The organism is Castellaniella sp. WN (assembly GCF_054457555.1).
Window position 1 is genome coordinate 1,629,689 of sequence record NZ_JBTKZC010000001.1, and the last position, 26,605, is coordinate 1,656,293.

Genomic DNA, 26,605 nt, shown 5'->3' on the forward strand with positions numbered 1-26,605 from the left:
CCCGAAACGACGACCAAACGCTTATTGTGTAATTTCTTGTGATAAGCGCTGGTGCCCCTTTCCCGACCCTGTTACATTTTCCGCATGAATACGCAAACCCAGACCCTCACCCGCAAGATCCTCATCGTCGACGATGATCCCCGGCTGCGCGATCTGCTGCGCCGCTACCTGTCCGAACAGGGCTTCAACGTCTACGTCGCCGAGGACGCCAAGGAAATGGCCAAGCTCTGGCAGCGGGAACACTTCGATCTCCTGGTGCTGGATCTGATGCTGCCCGGAGAGGACGGCCTGTCCATCTGCCGCCGCCTGCGGGGCAGCCATGACAACACGCCCATCATCATGCTGACCGCCAAGGCCGAGGAAATCGACCGCATCGTCGGCCTGGAAATGGGTGCCGACGACTACCTCACCAAGCCCTTCAACCCGCGCGAACTGCTGGCCCGGGTCAACGCCATCCTGCGTCGCCGCGGCACGGAAGAACACCCTGGCGCCCCCAGCCAGGAAAACGAATCCGTCGAGTTCGGCCCCTATGTGCTGAATCTGTCCACCCGCACCCTGACGCGCAACGGCGAGGCCGTGCCCATCACCACCGGAGAATTCTCCGTGCTCAAGGTCTTCGCCCGCCACCCCAAGGTCCCGCTGTCGCGCGACAAGCTCATGGAACTGGCCCGGGGCCGCGAATATGAAGCCTTCGACCGCAGCCTGGACGTCCAGATCTCGCGCCTGCGCAAGCTGATCGAACCCAATCCCTCCAAGCCGGTCTTCATCCAGACGGTCTGGGGCCTGGGCTATGTCTTCGTGCCCGACGGCGGCCAGTAAGGAACCCCTTTCCGGTCACGGGCCGCGCGCACGTATCATCCCATGATCTTCCTGAGGCGGCTCCGGCACGGCATCCGTCCCCGGCTGCGCCTGGGGCTGTTCAGCCGTTCCTTCCTGCTGATCGCCTGCCTGATGCTGGTCAGCCTGGGGGCGTGGCTGCAGATCGTCTTCAACATCGAGGAAGGCCCCCGGGCCGCCCAGCTGGCGCAGCGGATCGCCACCACGGTCAGCATCACGCGCTCGGCTCTGGTGTACGCGCCGCCGCCCGTGCGCCCCTCCCTGCTGCTGGACCTGGCCACCCAGGAGAGCCTGCGCGTCCAGCCCCGCGACCCGTCCGACGTGCTGGAGCCTCTGCCCCACACAGACTACTGGCTCAACGTATCCGGCGAGATCCGCAACCGCCTGGGCAGCCAGACAGCCATCATGTGGTCCGTGAACCAGGTTCCCGGCATCTGGATCAGCTTCAACATCAACGAGGACCTGTACTGGCTGGTCTTCGACCGCGACCAGCTGCGCCTGACCACCGGCCGCGAATGGCTGGGCTGGGTGGCGGCGTCCCTGATGCTGGCGCTGCTGGGGGCGGCCATCAGCGTACGCTTCATCAACCAGCCCCTGGCCCAGCTGGCCAAGGTCGCCCAGCAGCTCGCGCGCGGCGAGACGCCCACGCCCCTGCCGGAAAAGGGGCCGGTCGAGATCCGCGACATGAACATCGCCTTCAACCGCATGGCGCGCGACCTGCGGCAGAACGAGGCCGACCGGGAAATCATGCTGGCGGGGATTTCCCACGATCTGCGCACCCCCCTGGCGCGGATCCGCCTGGAAATCGAGATGAGCCACATGACCGACGAGGCCCGCCAGGCCATCGACGAGGATCTGGCCCAGATCAACCACAGCATCGGCCAGTTGATGGAATACGCGCGCCCGGCCGGCCAGGTGCCGGAAGCCGGCATCGATGTATCCCGCGTGCTACTGGACCTGTTCGAGCGGGAGCGCAGCCACACCGAGTCCCTGGGCGGCGAACTGAGCGCCTCCATCCAGCCCGGCCTGCAGGCGCGGATCAGCGCCAACGACCTCAAGCGCATCGTCAGCAACCTGATCGAGAACGCCCGCCGCTACGGCCGCAGCGCCAGCGACGGGCGCGCCCGCATCAGCCTGGTCGCCTACCAGACCGGCAACCAGTTGACCATCGAGGTCCGCGACCAGGGCATGGGTATCCCCCAGACCGACATCCAGCGGCTGCTGCGGCCCTTCGCGCGCGGCGAATCCGCCCGCACCGGAGTCAGCGGCGCCGGCCTGGGCCTGTCCATCGTCGAACGGCTGCTGGGCCAGGTGGGGGGGAAATTCACCCTGGCGCCCAACGCCCCCCAGGGCCTGCTGGCGCGCATCGAGATCCCCAAGGCCAAGGCCCAGGCGAAAACATGACGCGGCGCATCCGCGGCTCGGGAAGGCTCCCCCAGGCGGCGCGGCGGACGGGCCCCATGGCGTAGAATGGGGTGGCGGCCGCGATGGCCGTACTCATCTCAGGAGCCCCGATGAAAACCATAGGCGACAAGCTCGAGGCCTTCCGCGTCACCGGCGTCAAGCCCGGATTCAACCAGCACGAGGAAAATGGCGTCTCGGCCTTCGAGGACATCACGGAGTCATCCTTCCCCGGAAAATGGAAGGTGATCTATTTCTACCCCAAGGACTTTACCCAGGTCTGCCCGACCGAGATCATCGGCTTCAACGCCCTGGCCGACGAATTCGAGGAACGCGGCGCCGTCCTCATGGGCGGCTCGACCGACAACGAATACGTCAAGCTCGCCTGGCGGCGCGCCAGCCCCGAACTGGGCAAGCTCAACCACTATCAGTTCAGCGACACGGCGGGCGCGCTGGTCGATCCGCTGGGCATCCGCGAAAAGTCCGAAGGCGTCGCCCTGCGCGCCACCTTCATCGTCGATCCGGACAACATCATCCAGCACGTGTCGGTCAACAGTTTCAATGTCGGCCGCAGCCCCGAGGAAACCTTGCGCGTCCTGGACGCGCTGCTGACCGACGGCCTGTGCGCCTGCAACCGCCCCATCGGAGGCGGCACGCTGTAGCAGCCTATTTGGTTAATTCGCACACCACCTTCAGCCGTGGCGGTTCTCCACGTCGCGGCCCGCGTGCCGCTCCGATCCGATAGGCATGAAATGATCCGCCGGGACCATTTCATGCCCTATCCCATCCACGCCAACAGCGCCACGGCGCTGGCCGCGATGCCCTCGCTCCGCCCCAGGTAGCCCAGACCCTCGTTGGTCTTGGCCTTGACATTGATCGCCGCCGGCTCGACCCCCAGGTCGCCGGCGATGCAGGCTGCCATGGCCGGCGCGTGCGGCGCGATCTTCGGCGCCTGCGCGTGCACCGTGGCATCCACGTTGACCACGGACCAGCCCGCCTCGCGGGCCAGGCGCGCGGCCTCCCGCAGGAACAGGCGGCTGTCGGCCCCGGCCCAGCGCGGGTCGCGATCGGAGAAATGGCGGCCGATGTCCCCCAGCCCCGCGCCCCCAAGCACCGCGTCGGTCACCGCGTGCAGCAGCACGTCGGCATCCGAATGGCCGACCAGGCCGCGCTCGTAGGGAATGCGCACGCCGCCGATGACGAGCGGCCGGCCCTCGGCCAGGACGTGCAGATCGTGGCCCTGGCCGACGCGAAAAGGAAAGGGGGACGTCATGATGGTGTCGCTCCAGTGGGGTGCCTTTCAGCGGGCTCGCGGCGCGCCGCGAGCCGATCCTCGAACCAGTCGAAATCTTCCGGCCAGGTCAGCTTGTCGTTGGCTCGCGCGCCGCGCACCAGCAGCGGGGCGCGGTCGGGTGCGCAGGCCAGTTCCACCGCCGATGCCTCATCGGTCACCCGCGGGTCGCCGGCGCATGCGTCCAGCGCCGCACGCAATTCCCCGGCGCGGAACATCTGCGGCGTCTGCGCCAGCCACAGGCCCTCGCGCGGCAAGGTCCGCGCCACCCGGGCGGGGTCGCCGGGCTCGTCCCCGGCCTGCTTGACGGTATCGGCCACCGGCAGCGCCAGCAACCCGCCCCGATCCCGCGACAGGCAGGCGTCGATCAGGCGCCCCAGGGCATCGGCCGGCAAGCCCGGCCGGGCGGCGTCGTGCACCAGCACCCAGGCTTCGTCGGCCAGGTCCGCGTCCCGCAGGGCGGCGCGCACGGTCTCGGCCCGCGTGGGGCCCCCGCAGGGGCGCCGGACCGTGCGCGGCAGGCCGGCGAGCGCCTCGTCCACCCAGGGATCGCCGGGCGCCACCGCCACCCGCACCTGAACGATGCGGGGATCGGCCAGCAGCGCGCGCACGGCATGGCGCAGCATGGGCTCGCCGCCCAGGCCGCGGTACTGCTTCGGCCGGCCGCCGGGACTGCCGGCGCGCGTGCCGGCACCGGCGGCCGGCACCAGGGCGATCAGGGGAGCGCTCATCGGGTAGGACTCCCGTCCATGCCGTCCGGAATCGCGGGCCATGCCGCGTCGGGCAGGCGAAAGGATGCGTTCATGAGGAGCGATTTTAGCGTGAAAGACAGGCATTTCTGACCGAGCGCCCCCCCAGCCATCGAAGGCTGTAAGGGCTAGGGCGGTGCGGCTCAGGCGCTGGCAGGTTGGATAAATCCGAACTTGGTCAGAGCCTTGATCCAGCGTGGAGCGTTGCGTTGAACGGATAGGGCCTCATAGTCGGTGGCGCTGTCCCGGTAGTGTTCGCCACGCTGGAGTATGAAGAAGATCGTTCGCAGTATTTTGTGGCCGATGGCGATGATGGCCCGTTTATAGCCACGGCGCACCATCAAGGCCTGGAATTTCGATTTGAAGACGGATTGAGTACGGCTAGCGGCGTGAGCGAACTCGCACAACAGGCGCCGGACATACAGATTGCCCTTGCGAACACGACCGGATTTACGCTTGCCGGCTGATTCGTTGTTGCCGGGGCAGATGCCGACCCAGGAGGCAAGACGATCGGCACTACCAAAGACATCCATGTCGGAGCCGATTTCGACCAACAGCATGGCAGCCCCGATCTGATCGACGCCGGGAATGGTTTGCAGCAGGGCCAAGGCGTTGTGTTCGGATTTCAGTTCGGCGAGCAGCCGGGTATCGAAGCGAACGATACGGGCCTCGATTTCCTCGACATGCTGCATCAGTTCATCCAGGACGAAGTGATGGCTGGCCGTCAGGTCGCCTTGCAGGGCGTCGAAGATTTCCTCGCGGCTGGCCTTCAGGCGGCGACTGGCAAGCTTGAGCACCTCCTGCGGCGCTTGTCCGGCGATGATCGCCTTGACCATGGCGCGTGCCGACTGGCCGTGCAGATCACTGACCACCACCCCCAGGCGCACGCCGCTATCGGTGAGCACCTTGTGCAGACGGTTCTTCTCGCTGGCCAGTTGCCCGACAAGTTTCTGTCGTTGGCGGGCGATCAGGCGCAGTTCCCGCAGCTTGGCCGGCGGTACAAACGAGCCGCGCAGTAATCCCGCTCGCGCCAGCGTCGCTAACCAGTGGGCATCACCCACATCGGTCTTGCGGCCCGGCACGTTCTTCACATGTCGCGCATTGACCACCTTGGCGCAGATGCCACGCGCTTCCAGTGCCGCATACGGGCTCTTCCAGTAAATGCCGGTGCTCTCCATCACGACTTCGTCGGGGCGTAGTGACGCCACCCAGTCGGCCAGTTCCCGACGGTCTCGCTTGAACGCGCCGAATTGACGTTGCTCGATGCGTGCGCAGCCGTCTGCTTCCTCGATCAGCGCACAGGCCGTGATCTGCGCCTGATGAATGTCCAGACCGATCACCCGTTTGTATAACGCTCCCAGTTCCATACCACCTCCTGTCGATTAGACTTAAGGGTGGAAGGTGGCGGGTGCCGGGACTGAACGTGCCTGAAGGCGACATGTCGCCAACGGCCTGTTTAGCGTGCGCTCTCTAGGGAAGCAATCCGGGGTGCGAGTCAGTCCGGCCGGTCACGTTAGCCGCGGGGTCGAGCCGCCAAAAACTTTTACGACCTTCACCCAACACCTTCCACCCCAAAGTCTCTTTCATCTTCAGGGGTGGTGCCTACCACCATGATCGTTAGCCCACCACGCACGACGAGCCCCGGATCCGGCGCGGCTGGAAAGTAGTCGAAATATCATAATAATGAAAATGCCGATGACATTCTCTTTCGCATGTAGAATGGCTACATTTCCCGTTTCGGCGCACCGCCCTCCATCTCCATGAATGCCCTCGAACTGATCGAACTCAGCCCCGTCATGCCGGTCATCGTGGTCCGCGACCCGGACACGGCCGTGGGCCTGGCCCGCGCGCTGGTCGCCGGCGGTGTCCGCACGCTGGAAATCACACTGCGCTCGGCGGCCGCGCTGGACGCGATCGCCGCCATCCGGGACCAGGTGCCCGACGCCGTGGTCGGCGTGGGCACCGTGCGCACGCCGCAGCAACTGGACACCGCCATGCGCGCCGGCGCCCGCTTCGGCATCAGCCCCGGCCTGACCGAAGACCTGGCCCATGCCGCGCGCGCCTCGGGCATCCCGTTCCTGCCGGGGGTCTCCACCGCCTCCGAAGCCATGCGCGCGGCGGAACTGGGCTTCCTGGTGCAAAAGCTGTTCCCGGCGGAAGCCGTGGGGGGCGAGGCGCTGCTGAAGGCTTGGCACGGTCCCCTGCCCGACCTGATCTTCTGCCCCACGGGGGGCATCCACGCGGGCAATGCGGCCCGGTACCTGGCCCTGCCCAACGTCGGCTGCGTGGGCGGCTCCTGGCTGACGCCCGCCGTCGCCATCGAGACCCGGCAATGGGACGCCATCACCGCCCTCGCCCGCGAGGCCTGCGCGCTGGGGAATCTCTGAGTCAGTCGAGCGGATAAGCCGCGCGCGGCGCCTCGCCCCGCAGCACCTGCAGCAGATTGTCGACCGCCATGACGGTCATGGCCGCGCGCGTCTCGTGCGTGGCCGAGCCGATGTGCGGCAGCGCCAGGATGCGCGGATGGCCGCGCAACGGCGAATCCGGCGGCAGCGGCTCGACATCGAACACGTCCAGCCCAGCCGCGCGCAGGCGTCCGCCATCCAGCGCATCGAGCAGGGCGCGCTCCTGGACGACAGGGCCGCGCGCGCCGTTGATCAGGATCGCGCCGGGCTTCATGCGGGCGAAAGCCCGTGGCCCGATCAGGCCGCGAGTGGCCTCGGTCAGCGGCAGGACCAGCACGACGAAATCGGCCGTCTCCAGCAGTTCGTCCAGTCCGGCGGCGCGCGCCTTGCCGGAAGGCAGGCCGCTTTCGACCGGCCGCCGGGCATGATAGACCACCGGCATGCCGAAGCCCAGGGCCGCCCGGCGGGCCAGCGCCTGGCCGATACGGCCATAGCCGACGATGCCCAGGGTCTTGCCGTGCACGTCCCAGCCGTACTCCTCGGGGCCGACGTTGCGCACCCACCGTCCCTCGCGCACCAGACTTGCCATGTCGCACAGCCGGCGGCTGGTGGCCAGCACCATGCCGAACAGCAGGTCCGCCACCGATTCCGTCAGCACGCCGGGGGTGTGGCACAGCACGATGCCGCGCTCGCGCAACGCGGCCAGCGGATAAGCGTCGACACCGACCGAGATGCTGGACACCACCCGCAGGGCCGGCGCCCGGTCCAGCATCTCCGCGTCGAGGCGGAAACTGGAGCCGATCATGCCCCGGGCCCGGCTCAACGCCTGGAAGAACGCCTCGCGTTGGTCCTCGCGCCGGGGATCGACCTGGATGACCTCGTGTTCCGCCCGGATCCGCGCCAGCTGCGATTCGGGAAGGTCACGGTAGACGAGGACGGTTTGGCATGGCATGCAAGACTCCCGGGAAGACGAGCCGGCCGCCGCGCCGCCCGGCGGCAAGACACAGCGGGCCGACGGCGAGCGGACGGACCTGTTGGAACTCCACAACTAATGTCCTGTCTGGTTAGTTTGGTCACTTGAATTCGGATGCATGGGCTTGTCAGGCAAGGCGCAAACCGCGGCGATAGCCGGTGCTATCGCGAGGATGAGTCTGGACACGGAGCAGTCCCTGCGGACTGCTCCGTGCCTGACGAATCCGAACCGCGTGCAAGCGGTGAGGGGGGCAGCAACGCAGCATGGCCAGCCCAGGCGCCGAAGGTAAGGATCGGAATTAGCCAGACAGGACACTAGAGTCCGACCAGCCGCAGCGCGGTTCGCGTGGGCAGGCCCTCGGTGTCGCCCGGCACCTGCACCGCGCAGGCGCCGATCCAGGCCCCGCGCGCCACAGCGCGTTCCAGGGGCAGCCCCTCGAGCAGGCCGCTGATCACGCCCACGGCGAAACCGTCGCCCGCGCCCACGGTATCGACGACCCGCTCCACCGGGCTGGCCGGTACGCGGCCGCCGCGCGTGCCGTCATCATAATACGCCCCGTCGGGGCCGAGCTTGACCACCACCACCCGCGCGCCCCGCTCCAGGTAGAAGCGCGCGATCATCTCGGGCTCGCGCTCGCCGGTCAGCAGGCGGCCTTCCTCCAGTCCCGGCAGCACCCAGTCCGCCAGGGCGGCCAGCTCGTTGACGCCTGTGCGCATGGCCTCGGCCGAGGCCCACAACGCAGGCCGCAGGTTGGTGTCGAAGGACACGGTCCTGCCCGCCTCGCGCATCAGACGCATGGTCTGGCGCGATACCTGGAAGCTGTCGGCGGACACCGCCGCGAACACACCGGTGGCGTGCAGATGGCGAGCGGACAGCAGCCAGCCCCGGTCCACGTCGTCCGGACGCATGCGGCTGGCGGCCGAGCCCGCGCGGTGGTATTCGACCAGGGGATCGCTGCCGTCCGTGACCCGGCTCTTGAACAACAGACCGGTCCGTTCACCCGGCGCCAGGACCACGCGCGAGCAGTCCACGCCCTCGCCGCGCAGGCTGTCGAGCAGGTAGCGGCCCAGGGAATCCTGTCCCAGCCGGCTGCCCCAGCCGACCCGCAGGCCCAGGCGGGCCAGCCCGATGGCCACGTTGGTCTCGGCACCCGCCGTGCGCTTGTGAAAGATTTCCACCTGTTCCAGCGGTCCGGGTCGCCCGGCCACCAGCATCGCCATCGCCTCGCCCAGCGTGACGACGTCGAGCGATTCACTCGTTGTCATTGAAAACTTGCTCCAGTCGGCGCAGCGCGTCCAGCGCCCGGCCGGTGATCCGGGTGAGATCCGCGCCGGTCAAGGGATATTCGATGGCCCGGGGAGCGGCGGCGGGCAGCGCCCGCAGCACCGCGCGCCAGGGCGCGGCGGACGATTCCAGCGGCACGGCCACCCAGCGGTCGGGACGCCGCAGCGCCCCCTTGCAATGCACGTAGTGGACCCGGGGCGCGAACGCATCGGCCGCCCGCAGGGGGCATTCGCCCACCCAGTGCCAGTTGCCCATGTCGAAGGTCATGCCCAGCGACACCCCAGCGGCGTCGGCCGCACGGAAGAAGGCCGTCAGAGCTGGGACAGTCCCCGCCGATTCCGTCTGATCGTTCTCCACCAGCAGTTCGACCGAATGGCCCGCCAGCAGGGTTCGCAGGGTGGCCATGCCGGCCGGCGCGCGCGGCGCGAAGCCGCCGATCGACATCTTCAGCCAGCCGGCGCCTAGCCGGGCCGCGCGGTCCAGACCTTCGCGGACCGCCGCCTCGTCGAGGCGGCCGGCGGCGTCCCACATGCCCCGCGGGCTGGAATAGACCCGGGCCAGACCCGCCTCGGCGGCCAGCGCCGCCAGCGCGGCGAGTTCGCCGCCGGCGTCCTCGCCCAGCAGCTCGCCGCGCACCTCGATGCCGTCGGCGCCGGCCGCGAGGGCCAGCCGCGCAAACCAGGCCTGTCCATGGCGCCGGACTTCGTCCGCGCCAAACGCCGCCAGGGAAACCAGTGCGCCGCGCGCCGGGACAGGTATGTGCATGGGAAAGATCCTCAGTGGTTCAGGATCTGGCCGAGGAAACCGCGCGTCTTCTCGTGACGCGGGGCCTCGAAGAACTGGTCCGGCGGCGCCTGCTCGATGATCCGGCCGTCGGCCATGAAGATCACCCGGTCGGCCACGCTGCGCGCGAAACCCATCTCGTGGGTCACGCACAGCATGGTCATGCCGTCGCGGGCCAGACCGATCATGGTGTCCAGGACTTCCTTGACCATTTCCGGGTCCAGCGCGGAGGTGGGCTCGTCGAACAGCATGACTTTCGGGGTCATGCACAGGGCGCGGGCGATGGCCACGCGCTGCTGCTGTCCCCCGGACAGCTGGCTGGGGTATTTGCGCGCCTGCTCGGCGATCCGCACGCGAGACAGGTATTCCATCGCCAGGGCCTCGGCCTGATCGGCCTTCAGCCCACGCGAGCGCATCGGCGCCAGCATGCAGTTGCGCAGCACCGTCATGTGCGGAAACAGATTGAATTGCTGGAACACCATGCCGACTTCCTGCCGCACGGCGTCGACTCCGCGCCCGTCGATGCCCAGAACGATGCCGTCCACCACGATGCGCCCGTCCCGGATGGTCTCCAGGCCGTTGATGCAGCGGATCAGGGTGGACTTGCCCGAACCCGAAGGTCCGCAGATCACGATGCGCTCGCCCGCCGCCACCGTCAGATCGATGTCGGTCAGGGCATGGAACTGCCCATACCATTTATTGAGCTTCTCGATCTGGATGATCGGAGCGCCGGAAGGCGCATCGCGGGTCGGGGTCGAAATCATGGCGGCGAGTCGGGTCGGGATTATTGCTTCAATTCCGGCAGCGGCGTGCCCAGCCATTTCTGGTAGAGCTTGCTGAATTCGCCGTTCTGGATGTTGCGGTCGATCAGTTCGTTGATGGCCTTGAGCGTTTCCGGCTGGTCCGGACGCATGGCCACCGCCATTTCCTGCTGCAGCAGCACAAACTTGTTGTCGAAGCGGTCCGGGGCGCGCTTGGCGATGCCGGCGGCCACCGTGGTGGAGCAGCCGATCGCGTCGACCTGGCCGGACAGCAGGGCCTGCATGGCCGAGGCGTCGTCATCGAAGCGGCGGACGTCGGCGTCCTTCGGGGCGATCTTGCTGACCGCGATGTCCTGGGTGCTGGCGCGCGCCACGCCGATCTTCTTGCCCGACAGGCCTTCCGGACCGGAGATCTTCAGGTCCTTGCCGCCGAACACCACGATCTGCGCGGCCGAGTACGGATGCGAGAACCGCACCTGCTTGGCGCGTTCCGGCGTGATCGCCAGCGAGGCCACCAGCACGTCGACCTTGTCGGTCAGCAGATAGGGGATGCGGTTGGGGCCGGTCACCGGCACGATCTTCACCTTCGCGCCCAGATCCTTGGCCAGGAGCCTGGCCACGTCGGCGTCATAGCCGTCGGGCTGGTTCTCGGTGTTCATGATGCCGTAGGGCGGGAAGTCGACCAGCATGCCGACCGTCAGTTCGCCTTTCTGCTTGACCTGGTCGATGGTCTCGGCCGAGGCCGCGGGCGCCAGGCCGACGGCCAGGGTGGCGCAGGCGGTCAGCAGGGCGCCGCCCAGCATGCCGCGCAAGGTGTGATTCTTGAACATAGAACGTCTCCGTGAGGTTGTCGGCCTGGGGCCTGTTGACACAGCAATGGGGCCGGACGCGCCCCGGAATCTTCCGTCCGCCTGTCAGCGCGCCTGGGCCAGCGACAGGCGCCGTTCCATCCGCCCCGCCAGCAGCGACAGGGGCCAGCACAGCAGGAAATACAGGGCCGCCACGATGGAGAACACCACCATGGGTTCGAACGTGGCGTTGTTCACGATCTGCCCCGCGCGGGTCAGTTCGGTGAAGCCGATGATGGCCGCCAGCGACGTGCCCTTGATGACCTGGACCAGGTAGCCGACCGTGGGCGGCACGGCGATTTTCAGCGCCTGCGGCAGGATCACGTCGCGCAGCCGGTCGCGGTAGTTCAGCCCCAGGGCGGCGGCGGCTTCCCACTGGCCGCGCGGCACGGCCTCGATGCAGCCGCGCCAGATCTCGCCCAGGAACGATCCCGCGTTCAGCGTCAACGCCACGGCGGCGGCGGTCCAGGGATCGACTTCGAGGCCGATCACCGGCGCGCCGAAGAACACCAGGAACAGCTGCAGCAACAGCGGCGTGCCCTGGAAGATCTTGATGAACCCCGTGGCCAGCGCCCGGGCGGCGCGATGCGTGCCGGTGCGCGCCAGGGCCACCGCCAGCCCGACCAGGCCGCCGCCGATGAAGGCGATGATCGACAGCAGCACGGTCCACTGGGCGGCCTGCAAGATGTACCAGAAGTCGGAGGATCCGAAGGTTCTCATGAGCGGCCGTCCGGATAACTGAGGTACCGGTCGTGAACCCGGCGAAAGACGTAGGAGAAGCACAGTGTCAGCGCCAGGTAGATCAGCGTGATGACGATGTAGATCTCGAAGCTGCGGAAGGTCTCGGACTGCAGGGTGGCGGCCACCGAGGTCAGGTCGTCGGCCGAGATCACCGACACCACGCTGGAAGCCAGCATCAGCAGGATGAACTGGCTGGTGAGCGCCGGATAGATGGCGCGCAGCGCGGGCTTGAGCACGACGAAGCGGAAAATCTCGACCCGCGTCAGGTTCAGGGCCAGGCCGGCCTCGATCTGGCCGTGGGGAATGGCCTCGATCCCCGCACGCACGATTTCCGTGGCGTAGGCGCCCAGGTTGACCGTCATGGCCACCAGCGCCGCCGTGTAGGGCGACCAGCGCACGCCGACGGCCGGCAGGGCGAAGAAGAAAAAGAAAAGCTGGACCAGGAACGGCGTGTTGCGGATGAGTTCGATGTAGACCTGGATCAACGCCCGCGCGGGCGCCGGACCGGACGTCTTGCCCCAGGCGCACAGCACCGCCACCGCCAGGCCGAGCAGCATCGCCAGGCCGGAGAGCTGGATCGTCATCCAGGTGCCATGCAGCAGCAGCGGCCACGCCTGGAACACCGGACCGAACTGGAAGGTGTAATTCATGAGGATCGCCGGGAAATCCGCATCGATGAAACCGGTTTCATTGTACTGAAGCGCACCGGCTTTGAAAATCGGTGCTAACCCTGCAGTCACCGGATTTCATCGGGATCCCGCGGGGCGCTCCGATCCGGCTGGCGGAGGCGGCTGGCGGAGGCGGCTGGCGGAGGCGGCCGGCGGAAGGCGGCGGTCAGTCCGGCTTCATTCGAGTCGAGCCCCGGGGCATCAGCGTCCCGGGCAGGCGGATCGCGCGGGCCGGGACGGCCAGCCCGCCGATGCGCTCGATCAGGCATTGCGCCGCCAGGCTGCCCAGGGCGTCCGTCGGCTGCGCCACCGCGCTGATGCCCGGCCCGACATACGGCGCCCAGGGGGTGTCGTCGATACCGATCAGGCCGATATCCGGCCCCAGGCTCCAGCCCAGCGCCGCCACGGCGGCCACGATGCGCATGGTCACGACCCCGTTGCCCGCGATCACGGCCGGCGGACGGCGCGCGCCGGCGCTCAGATCCCGCAGCGCCCGCGCCAGACCGTCGGGATCGTCGGCGCCCGCCTCGACCCATCGGCCCGCCGCCCGCGGCGCCAGGGCCGCCAGCCGGGCTTCGTAGGCGCGGATGCGCTCGATGCGTGAACTGACCGCGCCCAGCGGCTCGCTGACGAACAGGAAATCCCGATAGCCCGCCGCCATCAGGTGATCGAGACAGGCGTCGACAGCCTGGACGTTGTCCAGCGATACGAAATCGACTTCCAGGCCCTGGTGCAGACGATCGACCAGCACCACCGGCCGGCCGCGCAGGGCCGGCGTCAGTACCGAGCCCTGCTCCAGGCCCATGGTGTTCAGGATGAAGCCCTCGACCTGGTAGGTGGACAGCACCTGCAGCCCCACGCTTTCACGCTCGCGCTCATTGCCCAGGTTGAACAGCATCATCAGGTAGCCCGCCTGGCGGCAGGCCTGCTCGGCCCCGCTGAGCACGGCGACGGAATAGGGATTGGTGATGTCGGCCACCACCAGGCCGATGAGGCGGGATCGGCCGCGCTTGAGCGCACGGGCCATCGGGCTGGGCGTATAGGACAGCGCCTCGATCGCGACCTCGACCCGCCGGGCGATTTCCGGCGACAGCAGGGTGTCGCGGTGGTTGAGGAACCGCGACACCGTGGCCTTGGAAACTCCGGCGTGGCGGGCCACGTCGGCGATCGTGCTGCGCGGCGGATGAAGGCTCATGGGCGAAGGGATGCGGATGGAGCGCGCGGCGCGCGCGAGCGGGACGCCCCATTGTATCCATCGGGCGGCCGGGCGCTCAGCATCCCGCCCCTCAGCGTCCCGCCCACTGCGGCCACTGAAAGAAACAGGCGCCCTGCTCGGCCCCGTCCGCGTGGGCGCGGGCCACGCCGAACAGATCCCGGCCGATCCCCTGCGCGGACGCTTCCGGATCGAAGCCCGCCGGCTCGCGCGCCAGCCAGTCCGCCCCTCCCAGCACCTCCAACGTGCCTGCGGTGGCGTCCAGCCGCACGAGATCCCCGTCGCGCAGGCGCGCCAGCGGTCCGCCCACGCAGGCCTCGGGGGTGACGTGGATCGCGGCGGGCACCTTGCCCGAGGCGCCCGACATCCGGCCATCGGTGACCAGGGCCACCCGGTGGCCTCGGGCCTGCAGCACGGACAGCGCGGGCGTCAGCTGATGCAGTTCTGGCATGCCGTTGGCGCGCGGTCCCTGGAAGCGCAACACCGCCACCATGTCGCACTCCAGTTCGCCGCGCCCGAAGGCCTCGAGCAGCGCGGCCTGGGTCTCGAAAATCCTCGCGGGGGCCTCGACCACGAGATGCCCGGACGCGACGGCGGACACCTTGATCACCGCGCGCCCCAGATTGCCGCGCAGCAGCTTGAGTCCGCCGTCCGGACTGAAGGGCGTATCCGCCCCGCGCAGCACCGACTCGTCCGCAGACGCGCGCGGGCCGTCTTCCCAGACCAGGACGCCGTCGCGCAACGCCGGGCGGCGCGTGTAGGCCTCCAGCCCCCGGCCCATGATGGTGGTCACGTCCTCGTGCAGCAGCCCGGCCTCGCGCAGGCCGCGGATCAGGAAGGCCATGCCGCCCGCCGCCTGGAACTGGTTCACGTCGGCCCCGCCGTTCGGATAGACGCGCGCCAGCAGCGGCACCACCGCCGACAATTCGGAAAAATCGTCCCAGTCGATCGCGATACCCGCCGCGCGGGCGACGGCCACCAGGTGCATGGTGTGGTTCGTGGAGCCGCCGGTGGCCAGCAGGCCGACGATGCCGTTGACCAGCGCGCGCTCGTCGACGACTTCGGCCACCGGCGTGAAGCGCCCTCCCCCGGCGGCCAGGCCCAGGGCATGACGGGCGGCTTCGCGCGTCAGGGCCTCGCGCAACACGGTGCCCGGCGGCACGAAAGACGCCCCCGGCAGATGCAGGCCCATGATCTCCATCAGCATCTGGTTGGAATTGGCCGTACCGTAGAAAGTGCAGGTGCCGGGCGCGTGGTAGGCGCCCATTTCCGAGGCCAGCAGGGCGTCGCGGCCCACTTCGCCCTGCGCGTGCAGTTGCCGCACCCGGGACTTTTCCTCGTTGGAGATGCCCGAAGGCATCGGCCCGGCCGGCACGAAGACCACCGGCAGGTGGCCGAAGGCGAGCGCGCCGATCAGCATGCCCGGCACGATCTTGTCGCACACCCCCAGGCAGACCGCCGCATCGAACATCTGGTGGCTGAGCGCGATCGCCGTGGACAGGGCGATCACATCGCGGGAGAACAGGCTCAGTTCCATGCCCGCCTGGCCCTGGGTGATGCCGTCGCACATGGCGGGCACACCGCCCGCGAACTGGGCGCTGCCGCCGGCGGCGAACGCGGCCTGCCTGATCCAGGTCGGATAGCGCCCCAGCGGCTGGTGCGCCGACAGCATGTCGTTGTACGCCGACACGATCGCCAGATTGGGCCGCTCGGTGCCGGCCAGGCGCGCCTTGGCGGCGTCCGGCTCGGCGGCCAGGGCATGCGCCAGATTGGCGCATGCCAGCTGGGCGCGATGCGTCTTTTTCCCGTAGGCGGCGCGGCTGCGCGCCAGGTAGCGTTCGCGGGTGGCGCGACTGCGGGCGGCGATGCGCCCGGTCACGGACTGGACGACGGGATGAAGGGTCACGACAGCCTCCGGACGACGGGAATGGACGAGGTCTCAGTATAGGCTTATTTTTAGTTGAACTACATTTACCATGACAAGAAAGAAATATTACTGATTTTATGTAGTTTTATTACCTATCTGTCCGTCCGGACCTGTTCCCGTCGGACGCGGCCCCGGCGGCCCGCCTTTATACTGATGCCCTCATGAACACATCCATCCTGCCCGAGCTGCGCGCCCGCCTGCCCGGCCTGAGCCGCGCCGCCGCCCGCGTCGCGCGCCTGGCCATCGCCCATCCCGGCGACGTCGCGCGCATGACCATCGGCGAGATCGCCCAGGCGGCCGAGGTCAGCGAACCCACGGTCATCCGGTTCTGCCGCGCACTGGGCCACGCGGGATGGCCCGACTTCAAGGTCCGGCTGGCCGCCAGCCTGATGACCGGGGTGCCCTACGTGCACTCCTCGCTGCGGCCCGACGAAAGCGTGGCCGGCCTGACCGGCAAGGTCTTTGAAAACGCCGTCTCTGCGCTGCTGCGCGTGCGCGACGGACTCGATCCCGCCGTGATCGAATCGGCCATCGGCCTGCTGGCGCGAGCCCGCCGCATCGAGTTCTACGGCGTGGGCAATTCCGGTATCGTCGCCGCCGATGCGCAGCACAAGTTCTTCCGCTTCGACCTGGCGGTCACCGCCTATTCCGACAGCCACGTCCAGGCCATGGCGGCCTCGCTGCTGGGCCCGACCGACGCGCTGGTGGCCATTTCGCACTCGGGCCGTTCGCGCGAACTGCTCGAAGCGGTCGGTCTGGCGCGGGCCAATGGCTGCCCGGTCATCGCCATCACCGCCTCCGGCACGCCCCTGGCCGAACTGGCGACGCTGCTCCTGCGCGCCGACACCCAGGAGGACACCGCGCTCTACAGCCCCATGATCTCGCGGCTGGCGCACCTGGCGATCATCGACGTACTGGCCCTGGGCGTGGCCCTGCGGCGGGGCGACCAGGCCAGCCGGGTGCTGGAAAAGACCAAGAAAAGCCTGATCGGCAAGCGCCGGACGTAACTCTCCGAACATCCCATGGATTCCTCGAACCCACTTCTGTCCCTGCCCTCGATCAGTCCCGCCCTCGCCGCCCTGCGGCCCGGCCAGCGCTATGCCCAGCCCCGCCCGCCGGGCTCCGGCGACGCTCTGCTGCTGGCCGCCCTGGCCCGCGAGGCCCTGCACCCGCTGGCCGCCTTCTGCGCCGACCCGCTGGCCGCCCGGCGCCTGGCCGACGAAATCGCCCTGTTCGACCCCGACCTGCGCGTGCGCTTCCTGCCCGACTGGGAAACTCTGCCCTACGACAGTTTTTCCCCGCACCAGGATCTGATCTCCGAGCGCCTGCGCACCCTGCACGCCCTGGGCCAGGGCGCCGTGGATATCCTGGTGGCGCCCGTCACCACCGCCCTGGTCCGACTGGCCCCGCCCGCCTTCCTGGCGGCCTACACCTTCCATTTTCGCCAGGGCGACACCCTGGACGAGGAGCGCCTGCGCACCCAGCTGACCCTGGCCAACTACAGCCACGTCACCCAGGTCGGCGCGCCCGGCGAATTCTGCATCCGCGGCGGCCTGATCGACCTGTTCCCCATGGGATCGGCCCTGCCCTACCGCATCGACCTGTTCGACCGGGAAATCGAGTCCATCCGCAGCTTCGACGGCGATACCCAGCGCAGCCTGTACCCGGTGCGCGAGATCGAACTGCTGCCGGGCCGTGAATTCCCCATGGACGAGGCCGCGCGCAACCGCTTCCGCGCGCGCTTCCGCGAAGTCTTCGAAGGCGACCCGTCGCGCGCCCTGCCCTACAAGGACATCGGCAACGGCATCGCCTTCGCCGGCATTGAATACTACCTGCCGCTGTTCTTCGAACAGACGGCCACGTTGTTCGACTATCTGCCGCCCGACACCGTGGCCGTCACGCTGGGCGACGCCCCGGAAGCCATCGCCCGCTTCTCCCAGGACGCGCGCAACCGCTGGCAATTCCTGAAGTCAGACCCGGAACGCCCGGTCCTGCCACCCGACGCCCTGTTCCTGGACGACGAAGCCTTCCACGCCCGCCTGCGCGATTTGGCCCGCCTGGCGCTGACCGACGAGGGCACGCATCCGGACTTCGCCCTCTGCCCGGCCGCGGCCGTCAACCGGCGCGCCGACGACCCCCTGGCCGACCTGCGCCGCCACCTGGACTCGACCCCGCTGCGCACGGCGCTGTGCGTGGATTCCGCCGGACGCCGGGAGACCATCGCCGAGCTGCTGGCCGACTATCGCCTGAAGCCCGACGCCATCTTCGATACCTGGCAGGACTGGCTGCGGAGCGAGGCGCATTCTCCATCGCCGGGCCGCGAGGCGGACAGCCAGCCGAAGGCGCGGCGCAGGGGCCATTTTTCCCTGGTCGTCGCCCCGCTGTCCGGGGGCTTCCAGGCGCCCTCCGCCGGACTGGCGGTGCTCACGGAAAACGACCTCTATCCCGCCCAGGCCGGCCGCCCCGCGCGCGCGCGCCGCCGCCACGAGCACGGCAGCGACATCGATGCCATGGTGCGCGACCTGGCCGAGCTGCACGTGGGCGATCCGGTGGTGCACGCGCAGCACGGCATCGGCCGCTACCGCGGCCTGGTCAGCATGGACCTGGGAGAGGGCCCCATCGAACTGCTGCACCTGGAATACGCCCGCGACGCCACCCTGTATGTGCCAGTCTCGCAGCTGCACCTGATCGCCCGCTACAGCGGCGCCGATCCGGACCAGGCGCCGTTGCACCCGCTGGGCTCCGGCCAGTGGGAAAAGGCCCGCCGCAAGGCCGCCCGCCAGGCGCGCGACACGGCCGCGGAATTGCTGGCCCTGTACGCCAAGCGGGCCGCCCGGGAAGGGCTGCGCTTCAAGTTCCCCGCCCGCGACTACCAGGCCTTCGCCGAAGGCTTCGGCTTCGAGGAGACCCCGGACCAGGCCGCCGCCATCACGGCGGTGATCCAGGACATGACCTCCGGCCGACCCATGGACCGGCTGGTCTGCGGCGATGTGGGCTTCGGCAAGACCGAGGTCGCCCTGCGCGCCGCCTTCCTGGCCGTCATGAACGGCCGCCAGGTGGCGCTGCTGTGCCCCACCACCCTGCTGGCCGAACAGCACGCCCAGAACTTCGCCACCCGCTTCGCCGACTGGCCGGTGCGCATCGCCGAACTCTCGCGCTTCCGGACCGGCAAGGAAACGGCCAAGGCCATCGACGGCCTGGCCGAGGGCTCCGTGGACATCGTCATCGGCACGCACAAGATCCTGTCCAAGGAAGTGCGCTACAAGCATCTGGGCCTGGTCATCATCGACGAGGAGCACCGCTTCGGCGTGCGCCAGAAGGAAGCCCTGAAGGCCCTGCGCGCCGAAGTCGACGTGCTGACCCTGACCGCCACGCCGATCCCGCGCACCCTGGGCATGTCCCTGGAAGGCATCCGTGACTTCTCCGTGATCGCCACCGCGCCGCAGAAGCGCCTGGCGATCAAGACTTTCGTGCGCCGCGAGGACGGCAGCACCATCCGCGAGGCCATCCTGCGCGAACTCAAGCGCGGCGGACAGGTCTATTTCCTGCACAACGAGGTCGAGACCATCCTCAACCGCCGCGCGCGGCTGGAGGAACTCGTCCCCGAAGCCCGCATTGCCGTCGCCCACGGCCAGATGGCCGAGCGCGAACTGGAAGAGGTCATGAAGGGCTTCTACCAGCAACGCTTCAACGTGCTGCTGTGCACCACCATCATCGAGACCGGCATCGACGTGCCCTCGGCCAATACCATCCTCATCCACCGCGCCGACAAACTGGGCTTGGCCCAGCTGCACCAGCTGCGCGGCCGAGTGGGCCGGTCCCACCACCAGGCCTATGCCTACCTGCTCACCCCGGGCGAGGACGCCATCACCGCCAACGCCAGGAAGCGCCTGGAAGCCATCCAGTCCATGGAGGAACTGGGCGCCGGCTTCTTCCTGGCCATGCACGACCTGGAGATCCGCGGCAGCGGCGAGGTCCTGGGCGAATCGCAGTCCGGCAACATCCAGGAAATCGGCTACAGCCTGTACAACGACATGCTGGCCGCCGCCGTGCGCGCCCTGAAGTCCGGCGAGGAGCCCGACCTGGAATCGCCGTTCGGCAGCCAGTGCGAGGTCAACCTGCACGCCCCGGCGCTGCTGCCCTCGGACTACTGCGCCGACGTCCAGGCCCGGCTGGGCCTGTACAAGCGCCTGGCGCACGCCGCCGACGCCGATGCGCTCACCCTGCTGCAGGAAGAGCTGATCGACCGCTACGGCAAGCTGCCCGAGGCCGGCCAGACCCTGCTGTCGCTACACCGCCTGCGGCTGCTGGCCGAACCGCTGGGCGTGATCAAGATCGACGCCGGCGAGACCCAGGCCTCGATCCAGTTCGCCGCCCAGCCCGATGTGGATCCGATCCGCATCATCGAACTGGTGCAGCAGGACCGCCAGGTCCGCCTGAACGGCCCCGACCGCCTGAAGATCACCTTCGGCGGCGCCGTGGACGTACCCGGCCGCGTGCAGAAGCTGCGCGGATTGCTGCAAAGGCTGGGGGGCGCGGCGGCGTAGCCGTTCGCCCCCCAGCCCACGCGGCAGCCACACGGGTGGACGGCCGCGCAAGCGGCCGGATAGCGGCTGAAGCAGCCACGGATTCACAGCGCCACCCCCCTCCCCGGATTTCCTGCCATCCAGGATAAGGACGGCTGATTTTGTATCCGCTCTCCATGATTCCTTCACATTTCTATTTTTTTAACATAGAATGCGATTCGTTCTTATTTAGATTCTTATAACATTTAATGGAGAAGCTCTTGGCATCGCACCCTTCCGCCTCCCGGACTCTGCTGGGCTCGTCCCTCGCCCTGGCGCTCGCCGCTCCGGGGACCTTCCTGCCGACAGGCGCGCAGGCTCAGTCCGCGGGCAAGCCCGCCACCCTGAGCCCCGTGACGGTTCAAGGCGACCGGGGCGACAACTACAAGACCGACGAGGCCTCCCAGGCCAAGTTCACGGCGCCGCTGCTGGATACGCCCAAATCCGTCCAGATCATTCCCCAGGCCATCATTCAGGACACCAACGCCACCTCGCTCGAAGACGTCCTGCGCAACTCTCCGGGCATCACCTTCGGCGCCGGCGAAGGCGGCCAACCACTGGCCGACCGCCCCTTCATCCGCGGCGCCTCCTCGGCCAGCAACATCTACGTGGACGGGATCCGAGACGCCGGCGGACAGACGCGCGAAGTCTTCGACCTGGAAAGCGTGGAGATCATCCGCGGCGCGGATTCCACCCTGGGCGGGCGCGGCACGGGCGGCGGCAGCATCAACCTGACCAGCAAGCACGCCCACCTGGGCAACGCCGCCAGCGCCAGCCTGGGCATCGGCACCGACAAATACTTCCGCGCCACCGCCGACGGCAACTGGCAGTTCAGCGACACCTCGGCATTCCGCCTGAACGTCCTGGGCGCCTCGGGCGATGTGCCCGGCCGCAGCGCCGTGGACTACAAGAACTGGGGCGTGGCGCCCACGATCTCCTTCGGCCTGGGCACGCCGACCCGCGCCTCGATCAGCTTCTATCACTACCAGACGGACGGGATGCCGGACTACGGGGTGCCGGTGATCCGCAACGCAAAAGACAGCAAAGGAAACGTGACGCGAGAGTTTCCCTACATGACCGACAACGGCATCCTGGACGTGGGCCGCGACACTTTCTACGGCGTCCATGACAGGGACTACCGCAAGACGCAGGCGGACATCGGCACCATCGAGATCGAACACGACATCACGGACCGCCTGACGGTGCGCAACGCCACGCGCTACGGCGAAACACTGAACGACTATGTCCTGACCAATCCTGGGGATGGGCAGGTCAGATATGATGCGGGCACGGACCGGTACTGGTTGCTGCGCGGCCTGAAATCACGCTGGCAGAAAAGCACTACGCTGGCCAACGTGACAGAATTGACCGGAAAATTCGAAACGGGCAGTCTGAAGCACAGCTTCAACGCCGGTATTGAACTGTCTCAGGAAACGACGAAAAACGCCGGTTACGACGTCACCACAACCAATGGCTCCGCCTGCCCGGCCGTGTTCGCCGGCAAGATGGACTGCACGCCGCTCTTCAACCCCAACCCCAACGACCCCTGGTCCGGCAGCATTGCACGCGGCCCGCTGAGCCTGGACGCCAAATCCACCACCCAGGCCGCCTACTTCTTCGACAGCATCGACTTGAACGAACAGTTCTCGGTCAATGCCGGAGTGCGTTTCGACCGTTATCGGATTTCGGGCGAATCGATCCCGCGCGGCGCCACGGCACCGGTGCATGACGAAGGCTCCTGGAACATGTTCAACTACCAGTTGGGTCTGGTCTACAAGCCGGCGCCCAACGGCAGCATCTACGTCAGCTATGCCACGGCATCCACCCCCCCTAGCATGTCGGGTGGCGACCAGGACAGCCTGGGCGCGACCGGCGCCAATAGCCTGAGCGACCTGAAGCCCGAAAAGAGCCGCACCGTCGAACTGGGCACCAAATGGAATTTCCTGAACGACCGTCTGGGTCTGACCGCCGCCATTTTCGAGAATGAACGGCGCGATGCGCAGATCGAGGTCGATCCGGGCGTCTACGCCCAGGCCGGAAAGACCCGCGTGCGCGGCCTGGAACTGGGCATCAACGGCAAGATCACCCCGGAATGGGCGGTCTACGGAGGCTATGCCTACCTGGACAGCAAGCTGGTGGAAGGCGCCTACAGCAACGTCAACGAGGGCGATCCCCTGACCAACACGCCCAAGCACAGCTTCAGCCTGTGGACCACCTACAAGGTCCTGCCACCGCTGACCGTGGGCGCGGGCGCCTACTACGTCGGCAAGACCTTCGGCGGCTCGGGTCAGGGCACGGCCGGCGGTGGCGCCAATGGCACCTACATGCCCGCCTACTGGCGCTTCGACGCCATGGCGTCCTACCAGGTCAACAAAAACCTCGGCTTCCAGCTGAACGCCCTGAACCTGACCGACAAGGTGTACTACGCCCACAACAACGGCAACCACCACGCCGACTTCGGTCCCGGCCGCCAGATCATCCTGACCGCCAACCTGAAGTATTGATCATCGCTCAGGCGATCCCACGCTTCCGACATGCTCATCACCCTTCCTGACCTGCTGCCGCCCGACGTGGTCCGGCAATGCCGCGCCGACCTCGAAACCGCTCGCTGGACGGACGGCGGCCTGACCGCCGGCCACGTCGCCGCCCACGTCAAGGCCAACCGCCAGCTGGCGTTGGACGACCCGGCGGGCGCGCGGATCGGCGCCCTGATCCTCGAAGCCCTGAGCCGCGATCCCCTGTTCATGTCCGCCGCCCTGCCCGCGCGCATCCTGCCGCCAAGATTCAACCGCTACGAAGGCGGCGAGCACTACGGTTTCCACATCGACAACGCCATCTTCCAGGTGCCCGGGGAATCCGGGCGCATCCGCACCGATGTGTCCACCACGGTGTTCTTCAGCGATCCGGACGAATACGAAGGCGGGGAACTGGTCATCCAGGACACCTATGGCGAACAGCGCGTCAAACTGCCCGCCGGCCACGCCGTGGTCTACCCCGGCACCAGCCTGCACCGCGTCATCCCCGTCACCCGGGGCGTGCGCTACGGCTCGTTCTTCTGGACCCAGAGCCTGGTGCGCGACGATGGCCGCCGCGCCCTGCTGCTGGACCAGGATGTCGCCATCCAGCGCCTGATCCAGGCCGGCGCCGACCCCGAAACCATCGCCCGGCTCACCGGGGTCTATCACAACCTGCTGCGGATGTGGTCGGAGTTGTAGGTCAACCTGAACCAGTTCAGCACCGCATCCAGCGGGCTGTGGTCCAGAGCGAAACGCGCCTGGGCGCGCACCACGGGCTTGGCCCGATAGGCCACTGAATAGAACGCCTGCGCCATCATCGGCAGGTCGTTGGACCCATCCCCCAGCACGATGATCTGTTCCGGCGCCGCGCCCGTGGATTCCGCCAAGGCGCGCACGTGGCGCGCCTTGGCCGCGCCGTCGACGATATCGCCCAGAACCCGACCCGTCAGCACGCCGCCCGCGACCTCCAGGGTGTTCGCATGGGCTTCGTCCAGCGCCAACCCCCGGCGCAGTCGCTCGGTGAAGAAGGTGAAGCCCCCGGACACCAGGATCGTCTTCAGGCCATGGGCGCGCGCGACCTCGATCAGGCGCTCGGCTCCCGGGTTCAGCCGCAGGCGTCCGGTGAAGACCTGCTCCAGCGCGGTTTCCGGCACGCCGCGCAGCAGGGCCACGCGACGGCGCAGGCTTTCGGCGAAATCCTTGATCTCGCCGCGCATGGCCGCCTCGGTGATGGCTGCGACCTCGGCCTTGCGGCCCACCGCATCGGCGATCTCGTCGATGCACTCAATGTTGACCAGGGTGGAATCCATGTCCATGGCCAGCACCCGGCAGTCCGCCAGGCGATGCACCGTGTCCAGCCAGGCCGCATCCATGCGGGCGGCCTCGGCCTGCGCCAGGGCCTCGCCCCTGCAGTCCGGATCCACGTCCAGCAGGCGCACGGCGGTGGGGCCCAGTTCCTGAACGCCGCCCGCGCAGGCCACGGCCGCGAGCCGCTCGATATCCGCCGCCATCAGGCGCGGAGCCTGCAGGATGATGTGTGCCATGTGGAAAGTCCTCGGGATTCAGCGCGGCCATTTTACCGTCTGTCCGTACCCCGCCACCGCACCCGGGCCGCCTCGATCGCGGGTGGCCACAATGCACGGGACGCATCCCGGGACGGATCCCCTCCGCAGCCCATTCGCGGCGACTCTGTGGCATCCTTCATTCTTCACCCCACGAGCCCGATACACCGCCATGACCGCCCCCCTCTGCGCCCAGGATTACGCCGAACTGGCCAGCGCCCGCCTGGACCCCGCCACCTGGGCCTGGCTGGAATCCGGTGGCGCGGACGAACACACGGCTCGGGCCAATCTCGACGCCTGGCCGGCCCTGCGGCTGCGCGGCCGCGTGCTGCGACCGCTGGCCGGCGCCCATACCCGTCTGGAACTGGGCGGCCAGGCCCTGGCGCACCCGATCCTGATCGCTCCCACCGCCTGGCACGGCCTGGTCCACCCTGACGGCGAGACCGCCACCGCGCTGGCCGCCGCCGCCACCGGCACGCCCTACGTGCTGAGCGCCCAGTCGGGCACGGCCATCGAAGCCCTGGCCGCCCTGCACGAGCCGCCCTCGCTGTGGTTCCAGCTCTATGCCCAGACCCGCCGCGAGGACACGCTGGCCCTGGCCAACCGTGCCCTGCGGGCTGGCGCCCGCGCCCTGGTGCTGACCGTGGACGCGCCCGTGAACGGCGTGCGCAATGTCGAACAGCGCGGCGGGTTCCACCTGCCGGACACGATCCGCTCCGTCCACCTGGACGGCTTGTCGCCGCCCGCCGCACGGCCGGCGCCCCCCGGCGGCAACCCTCTGTTCGGCGGCGGCCTGCTGGACGCCGCCCCGACATGGGATGACGTGGCCTGGCTGCGGGCCAGGTTGCCCGCCGGCACGCTCCTGTGGCTCAAGGGCATCCTGGACCCGGAGGACGCGCGCCTGGCCCTGGCGCACGGCATCGACGGCCTGATCGTCTCCAATCATGGGGGCCGCTGCCTGGACACCCTGCCCTCCACCTGCGAGGCCCTGCCGAACGTGGCGCGGGCCGTGGCGGGCCGCATCCCCATCCTGGTGGACGGCGGCATCCGGCGCGGCACCGACATCCTCAAGGCGCTGGCGCTGGGCGCCCGGGGCGTGCTGATCGGACGGCCCGCCCTGCACGCCCTGGCGGCGGGTGGCGCGCCCGCCCTGGCGCACCTGATCCAGGTACTGCGCGGGGAACTGGAAGTGGCGATGGCCCTGACGGGCTGCCGCACGCTGGCGGACGTGGACCAGGACGTGCTGTGGGCACTCGCACCGCCGTGTGCCGCCATTGATTCGCGGCCCGACTGCCAGCTTGCACAGGACAAGTCTTTTCAAAAGCATGGACACGGGAACCATATATAGCGCTTTAGATGAGTAAAAGCGCGTATAAGACCTTTCTGACCATGTTCTGCGGGCGACCCACATCAAGCTGCCAGGAAGCCTTGCATCCGGAAGGCGGCAATACCCGTCCGGGCCGCTCGAGTCGAAATCGGACCGCGAACGGCCTGGGACGGTCAAATCCGCGTCAGCGCGGATGGCGGCGCAGCATGTAGCGCCAGACGAACCCCGGATAACCCAGCACCAGGAACAGGGCCAGGGTCACGGCATAGAATTCCCAGCGCTGGGGAAAGGCGTTGCCCAGGTTCAACTCCAGGGCGAAACCCAGCGTGCCGACCAGCACGTAGCCCACCAGCACTTCAAGCAGCCGGTCGAAGAAGGACTTGACGCGCGCGCCGCGGGCGGTCCGGTCCGCCCGCGCCCCGGCCCGCGGCCGGTCCCAGCCCGGCAGGGCCAGCAGCAGCCATGCCGCCAGCAGGCTCAGCAGCAGCTTCGACAGGAACAGCACGGTCGTCGCGCCCCCGCCGGCGAAGGCTCCACCCACCAGCTTCAGCGTGCCCCAGGACCACAGGGCCAGCCCCGCCAGAAAGGCCAGTCCAAGGCCCCAGCGCGCCAGACCGGACAGCGCGCCGCCCGCTGCGCCCCAGGGCCAGGGCGCCAGCCGCCGTTCCAGCAGGAACGGCAGGTTGGCCATGACCAGGGCGCAGAGTATGACGATCCAGACCGCCGCCGTCAGGGACATGAAACGCTCGACCCG

The 26,605-nt window shown here is 68.4% G+C and carries 23 protein-coding genes; 9 read left to right on the forward strand and 14 right to left on the reverse strand.

The annotated features are described in order from the left end of the window. The first annotated feature begins 84 nt into the window (after positions 1 to 84). The 3 genes from ompR (at position 85) to ACTPOE_RS07610 (ending at position 2,900) form a co-directional block, all read left to right on the forward strand. A complete protein-coding gene (gene ompR, locus ACTPOE_RS07600) occupies positions 85 to 819 on the forward strand; it encodes an osmolarity response regulator transcription factor OmpR (RefSeq protein ID WP_043680797.1) in 735 nt (244 codons plus the stop codon). 42 nt (positions 820 to 861) lie between these two features. Continuing rightward, the gene (locus ACTPOE_RS07605; protein WP_458871611.1) at positions 862 to 2,241 is read left to right on the forward strand and encodes an ATP-binding protein; all 1,380 of its coding nucleotides are present in this window, start codon (positions 862 to 864) and stop codon (positions 2,239 to 2,241) included. A gap of 110 nt (positions 2,242 to 2,351) precedes the next feature. Further along, positions 2,352 to 2,900, forward strand: coding sequence for a peroxiredoxin (locus tag ACTPOE_RS07610; protein WP_458871612.1), 549 nt, complete (start codon positions 2,352 to 2,354; stop codon positions 2,898 to 2,900). A 116-nt stretch (positions 2,901 to 3,016) separates the two neighbouring features. Here ACTPOE_RS07610 and ispF read toward each other — a convergent pair whose 3' ends face one another. The 3 genes from ispF to ACTPOE_RS07625 all read right to left on the reverse strand — a co-directional run bounded on the left by ispF (position 3,017) and on the right by ACTPOE_RS07625 (position 5,645). Further along, entirely contained in the window at positions 3,017 to 3,511 is a 495-nt protein-coding gene (gene ispF / locus ACTPOE_RS07615; protein WP_458871614.1) for a 2-C-methyl-D-erythritol 2,4-cyclodiphosphate synthase, read from the reverse strand. Next, a complete protein-coding gene (locus ACTPOE_RS07620; RefSeq protein WP_458871615.1) occupies positions 3,508 to 4,260 on the reverse strand; it encodes an IspD/TarI family cytidylyltransferase in 753 nt (250 codons plus the stop codon). Before ACTPOE_RS07620 ends, ispF begins: the two co-directional genes overlap by 4 nt. A gap of 161 nt (positions 4,261 to 4,421) precedes the next feature. After that, positions 4,422 to 5,645 (reverse strand): IS110 family RNA-guided transposase, encoded by a 1,224-nt coding sequence (locus tag ACTPOE_RS07625; RefSeq protein WP_458870713.1) that lies wholly within the window; start codon positions 5,643 to 5,645, stop codon positions 4,422 to 4,424. Between the two features lie 393 nt (positions 5,646 to 6,038). Here ACTPOE_RS07625 and eda point away from each other — a divergent pair, with 393 nt between their 5' ends. After that, positions 6,039 to 6,665, forward strand: a complete 627-nt coding sequence (gene eda, locus ACTPOE_RS07630; protein WP_458871617.1) for a bifunctional 4-hydroxy-2-oxoglutarate aldolase/2-dehydro-3-deoxy-phosphogluconate aldolase — start codon at positions 6,039 to 6,041, stop codon at positions 6,663 to 6,665. A gap of 1 nt (position 6,666) precedes the next feature. Here eda and ACTPOE_RS07635 read toward each other — a convergent pair whose 3' ends face one another. From ACTPOE_RS07635 to edd, 9 genes are all read right to left on the reverse strand, one after another. Continuing rightward, entirely contained in the window at positions 6,667 to 7,635 is a 969-nt protein-coding gene (locus ACTPOE_RS07635) for a 2-hydroxyacid dehydrogenase (RefSeq protein ID WP_458871618.1), read from the reverse strand. A 335-nt stretch (positions 7,636 to 7,970) separates the two neighbouring features. Beyond that, positions 7,971 to 8,921 carry a sugar kinase gene (locus ACTPOE_RS07640; RefSeq protein WP_458871619.1) on the reverse strand — a complete coding sequence of 317 codons (951 nt, stop codon included), beginning with the start codon at positions 8,919 to 8,921 and terminating at the stop codon, positions 7,971 to 7,973. After that, positions 8,908 to 9,705, reverse strand: coding sequence for a sugar phosphate isomerase/epimerase family protein (locus tag ACTPOE_RS07645; protein WP_458871620.1), 798 nt, complete (start codon positions 9,703 to 9,705; stop codon positions 8,908 to 8,910). Before ACTPOE_RS07645 ends, ACTPOE_RS07640 begins: the two co-directional genes overlap by 14 nt. An 11-nt stretch (positions 9,706 to 9,716) precedes the next feature. Beyond that, on the reverse strand, positions 9,717 to 10,487 hold the full coding sequence (locus tag ACTPOE_RS07650; RefSeq protein WP_458871622.1) for an amino acid ABC transporter ATP-binding protein: 771 nt from the start codon (positions 10,485 to 10,487) through the stop codon (positions 9,717 to 9,719). A gap of 20 nt (positions 10,488 to 10,507) precedes the next feature. Beyond that, complete coding sequence (locus ACTPOE_RS07655) at positions 10,508 to 11,314, reverse strand: transporter substrate-binding domain-containing protein (protein ID WP_458871623.1); 807 nt, start codon at positions 11,312 to 11,314, stop codon at positions 10,508 to 10,510. A gap of 84 nt (positions 11,315 to 11,398) precedes the next feature. Continuing rightward, positions 11,399 to 12,052 (reverse strand): amino acid ABC transporter permease, encoded by a 654-nt coding sequence (locus ACTPOE_RS07660; protein ID WP_458871624.1) that lies wholly within the window; start codon positions 12,050 to 12,052, stop codon positions 11,399 to 11,401. Next, the gene (locus ACTPOE_RS07665) at positions 12,049 to 12,723 is read right to left on the reverse strand and encodes an amino acid ABC transporter permease (RefSeq protein WP_458871625.1); all 675 of its coding nucleotides are present in this window, start codon (positions 12,721 to 12,723) and stop codon (positions 12,049 to 12,051) included. The genes ACTPOE_RS07660 and ACTPOE_RS07665 overlap by 4 nt, the downstream gene beginning before the upstream one ends. Positions 12,724 to 12,907: 184 nt before the next feature. Next, complete coding sequence (locus ACTPOE_RS07670) at positions 12,908 to 13,936, reverse strand: LacI family DNA-binding transcriptional regulator (protein WP_458871626.1); 1,029 nt, start codon at positions 13,934 to 13,936, stop codon at positions 12,908 to 12,910. Between the two features lie 91 nt (positions 13,937 to 14,027). Next, positions 14,028 to 15,860, reverse strand: coding sequence for a phosphogluconate dehydratase (gene edd, locus ACTPOE_RS07675; RefSeq protein ID WP_458871627.1), 1,833 nt, complete (start codon positions 15,858 to 15,860; stop codon positions 14,028 to 14,030). 182 nt (positions 15,861 to 16,042) lie between these two features. Here edd and ACTPOE_RS07680 point away from each other — a divergent pair, with 182 nt between their 5' ends. From ACTPOE_RS07680 to ACTPOE_RS07695, 4 genes are all read left to right on the forward strand, one after another. Further along, positions 16,043 to 16,888 carry an SIS domain-containing protein gene (locus ACTPOE_RS07680; protein WP_458871628.1) on the forward strand — a complete coding sequence of 282 codons (846 nt, stop codon included), beginning with the start codon at positions 16,043 to 16,045 and terminating at the stop codon, positions 16,886 to 16,888. Between the two features lie 15 nt (positions 16,889 to 16,903). Continuing rightward, positions 16,904 to 20,428, forward strand: coding sequence for a transcription-repair coupling factor (mfd, locus tag ACTPOE_RS07685; protein WP_458871629.1), 3,525 nt, complete (start codon positions 16,904 to 16,906; stop codon positions 20,426 to 20,428). A gap of 239 nt (positions 20,429 to 20,667) precedes the next feature. Continuing rightward, the gene (locus ACTPOE_RS07690) at positions 20,668 to 22,950 is read left to right on the forward strand and encodes a TonB-dependent receptor (RefSeq protein ID WP_458871630.1); all 2,283 of its coding nucleotides are present in this window, start codon (positions 20,668 to 20,670) and stop codon (positions 22,948 to 22,950) included. A 30-nt stretch (positions 22,951 to 22,980) separates the two neighbouring features. Continuing rightward, positions 22,981 to 23,661, forward strand: a complete 681-nt coding sequence (locus ACTPOE_RS07695) for a Fe2+-dependent dioxygenase (protein WP_458871631.1) — start codon at positions 22,981 to 22,983, stop codon at positions 23,659 to 23,661. On the opposite strand, the gene serB is transcribed toward ACTPOE_RS07695, so the two are convergent. After that, entirely contained in the window at positions 23,628 to 24,506 is an 879-nt protein-coding gene (serB, locus tag ACTPOE_RS07700) for a phosphoserine phosphatase SerB (RefSeq protein WP_458871632.1), read from the reverse strand. The two genes, ACTPOE_RS07695 and serB, sit on opposite strands and share 34 nt — an antisense overlap. A 190-nt stretch (positions 24,507 to 24,696) precedes the next feature. Here serB and ACTPOE_RS07705 point away from each other — a divergent pair, with 190 nt between their 5' ends. After that, positions 24,697 to 25,872, forward strand: a complete 1,176-nt coding sequence (locus ACTPOE_RS07705) for an alpha-hydroxy acid oxidase (protein WP_458871633.1) — start codon at positions 24,697 to 24,699, stop codon at positions 25,870 to 25,872. Positions 25,873 to 26,035: 163 nt separating this feature from the next. On the opposite strand, the gene ACTPOE_RS07710 is transcribed toward ACTPOE_RS07705, so the two are convergent. Beyond that, entirely contained in the window at positions 26,036 to 26,590 is a 555-nt protein-coding gene (locus tag ACTPOE_RS07710) for a DUF2818 family protein (RefSeq protein ID WP_458871634.1), read from the reverse strand. Between the last annotated feature and the right edge of the window lie 15 nt (positions 26,591 to 26,605).

Bases quoted from the DNA above. Each gene is read 5' to 3' on its own strand.
- ACTPOE_RS07695 (WP_458871631.1), top strand. From the start codon at position 22,981: ATGCTCATCACCCTTCCTGACCTGCTGCCGCCCGACGTGGTCCGGCAA.
- ACTPOE_RS07680 (WP_458871628.1), top strand. From the start codon at position 16,043: ATGAACACATCCATCCTGCCCGAGCTGCGCGCCCGCCTGCCCGGCCTG.
- mfd (WP_458871629.1), top strand. From the start codon at position 16,904: ATGGATTCCTCGAACCCACTTCTGTCCCTGCCCTCGATCAGTCCCGCC.
- ACTPOE_RS07645 (WP_458871620.1), bottom strand. From the start codon at position 9,705: ATGCACATACCTGTCCCGGCGCGCGGCGCACTGGTTTCCCTGGCGGCG.
- serB (WP_458871632.1), bottom strand. From the start codon at position 24,506: ATGGCACACATCATCCTGCAGGCTCCGCGCCTGATGGCGGCGGATATC.
- ACTPOE_RS07670 (WP_458871626.1), bottom strand. From the start codon at position 13,936: ATGAGCCTTCATCCGCCGCGCAGCACGATCGCCGACGTGGCCCGCCAC.
- eda (WP_458871617.1), top strand. From the start codon at position 6,039: ATGAATGCCCTCGAACTGATCGAACTCAGCCCCGTCATGCCGGTCATC.
- ispF (WP_458871614.1), bottom strand. From the start codon at position 3,511: ATGACGTCCCCCTTTCCTTTTCGCGTCGGCCAGGGCCACGATCTGCAC.
- ompR (WP_043680797.1), top strand. From the start codon at position 85: ATGAATACGCAAACCCAGACCCTCACCCGCAAGATCCTCATCGTCGAC.
- ACTPOE_RS07610 (WP_458871612.1), top strand. From the start codon at position 2,352: ATGAAAACCATAGGCGACAAGCTCGAGGCCTTCCGCGTCACCGGCGTC.
- ACTPOE_RS07620 (WP_458871615.1), bottom strand. From the start codon at position 4,260: ATGAGCGCTCCCCTGATCGCCCTGGTGCCGGCCGCCGGTGCCGGCACG.
- ACTPOE_RS07635 (WP_458871618.1), bottom strand. From the start codon at position 7,635: ATGCCATGCCAAACCGTCCTCGTCTACCGTGACCTTCCCGAATCGCAG.
- ACTPOE_RS07625 (WP_458870713.1), bottom strand. From the start codon at position 5,645: ATGGAACTGGGAGCGTTATACAAACGGGTGATCGGTCTGGACATTCAT.
- ACTPOE_RS07705 (WP_458871633.1), top strand. From the start codon at position 24,697: ATGACCGCCCCCCTCTGCGCCCAGGATTACGCCGAACTGGCCAGCGCC.
- ACTPOE_RS07665 (WP_458871625.1), bottom strand. From the start codon at position 12,723: ATGAATTACACCTTCCAGTTCGGTCCGGTGTTCCAGGCGTGGCCGCTG.
- ACTPOE_RS07655 (WP_458871623.1), bottom strand. From the start codon at position 11,314: ATGTTCAAGAATCACACCTTGCGCGGCATGCTGGGCGGCGCCCTGCTG.
- ACTPOE_RS07650 (WP_458871622.1), bottom strand. From the start codon at position 10,487: ATGATTTCGACCCCGACCCGCGATGCGCCTTCCGGCGCTCCGATCATC.
- ACTPOE_RS07710 (WP_458871634.1), bottom strand. From the start codon at position 26,590: ATGTCCCTGACGGCGGCGGTCTGGATCGTCATACTCTGCGCCCTGGTC.
- ACTPOE_RS07605 (WP_458871611.1), top strand. From the start codon at position 862: ATGATCTTCCTGAGGCGGCTCCGGCACGGCATCCGTCCCCGGCTGCGC.
- ACTPOE_RS07660 (WP_458871624.1), bottom strand. From the start codon at position 12,052: ATGAGAACCTTCGGATCCTCCGACTTCTGGTACATCTTGCAGGCCGCC.
- ACTPOE_RS07640 (WP_458871619.1), bottom strand. From the start codon at position 8,921: ATGACAACGAGTGAATCGCTCGACGTCGTCACGCTGGGCGAGGCGATG.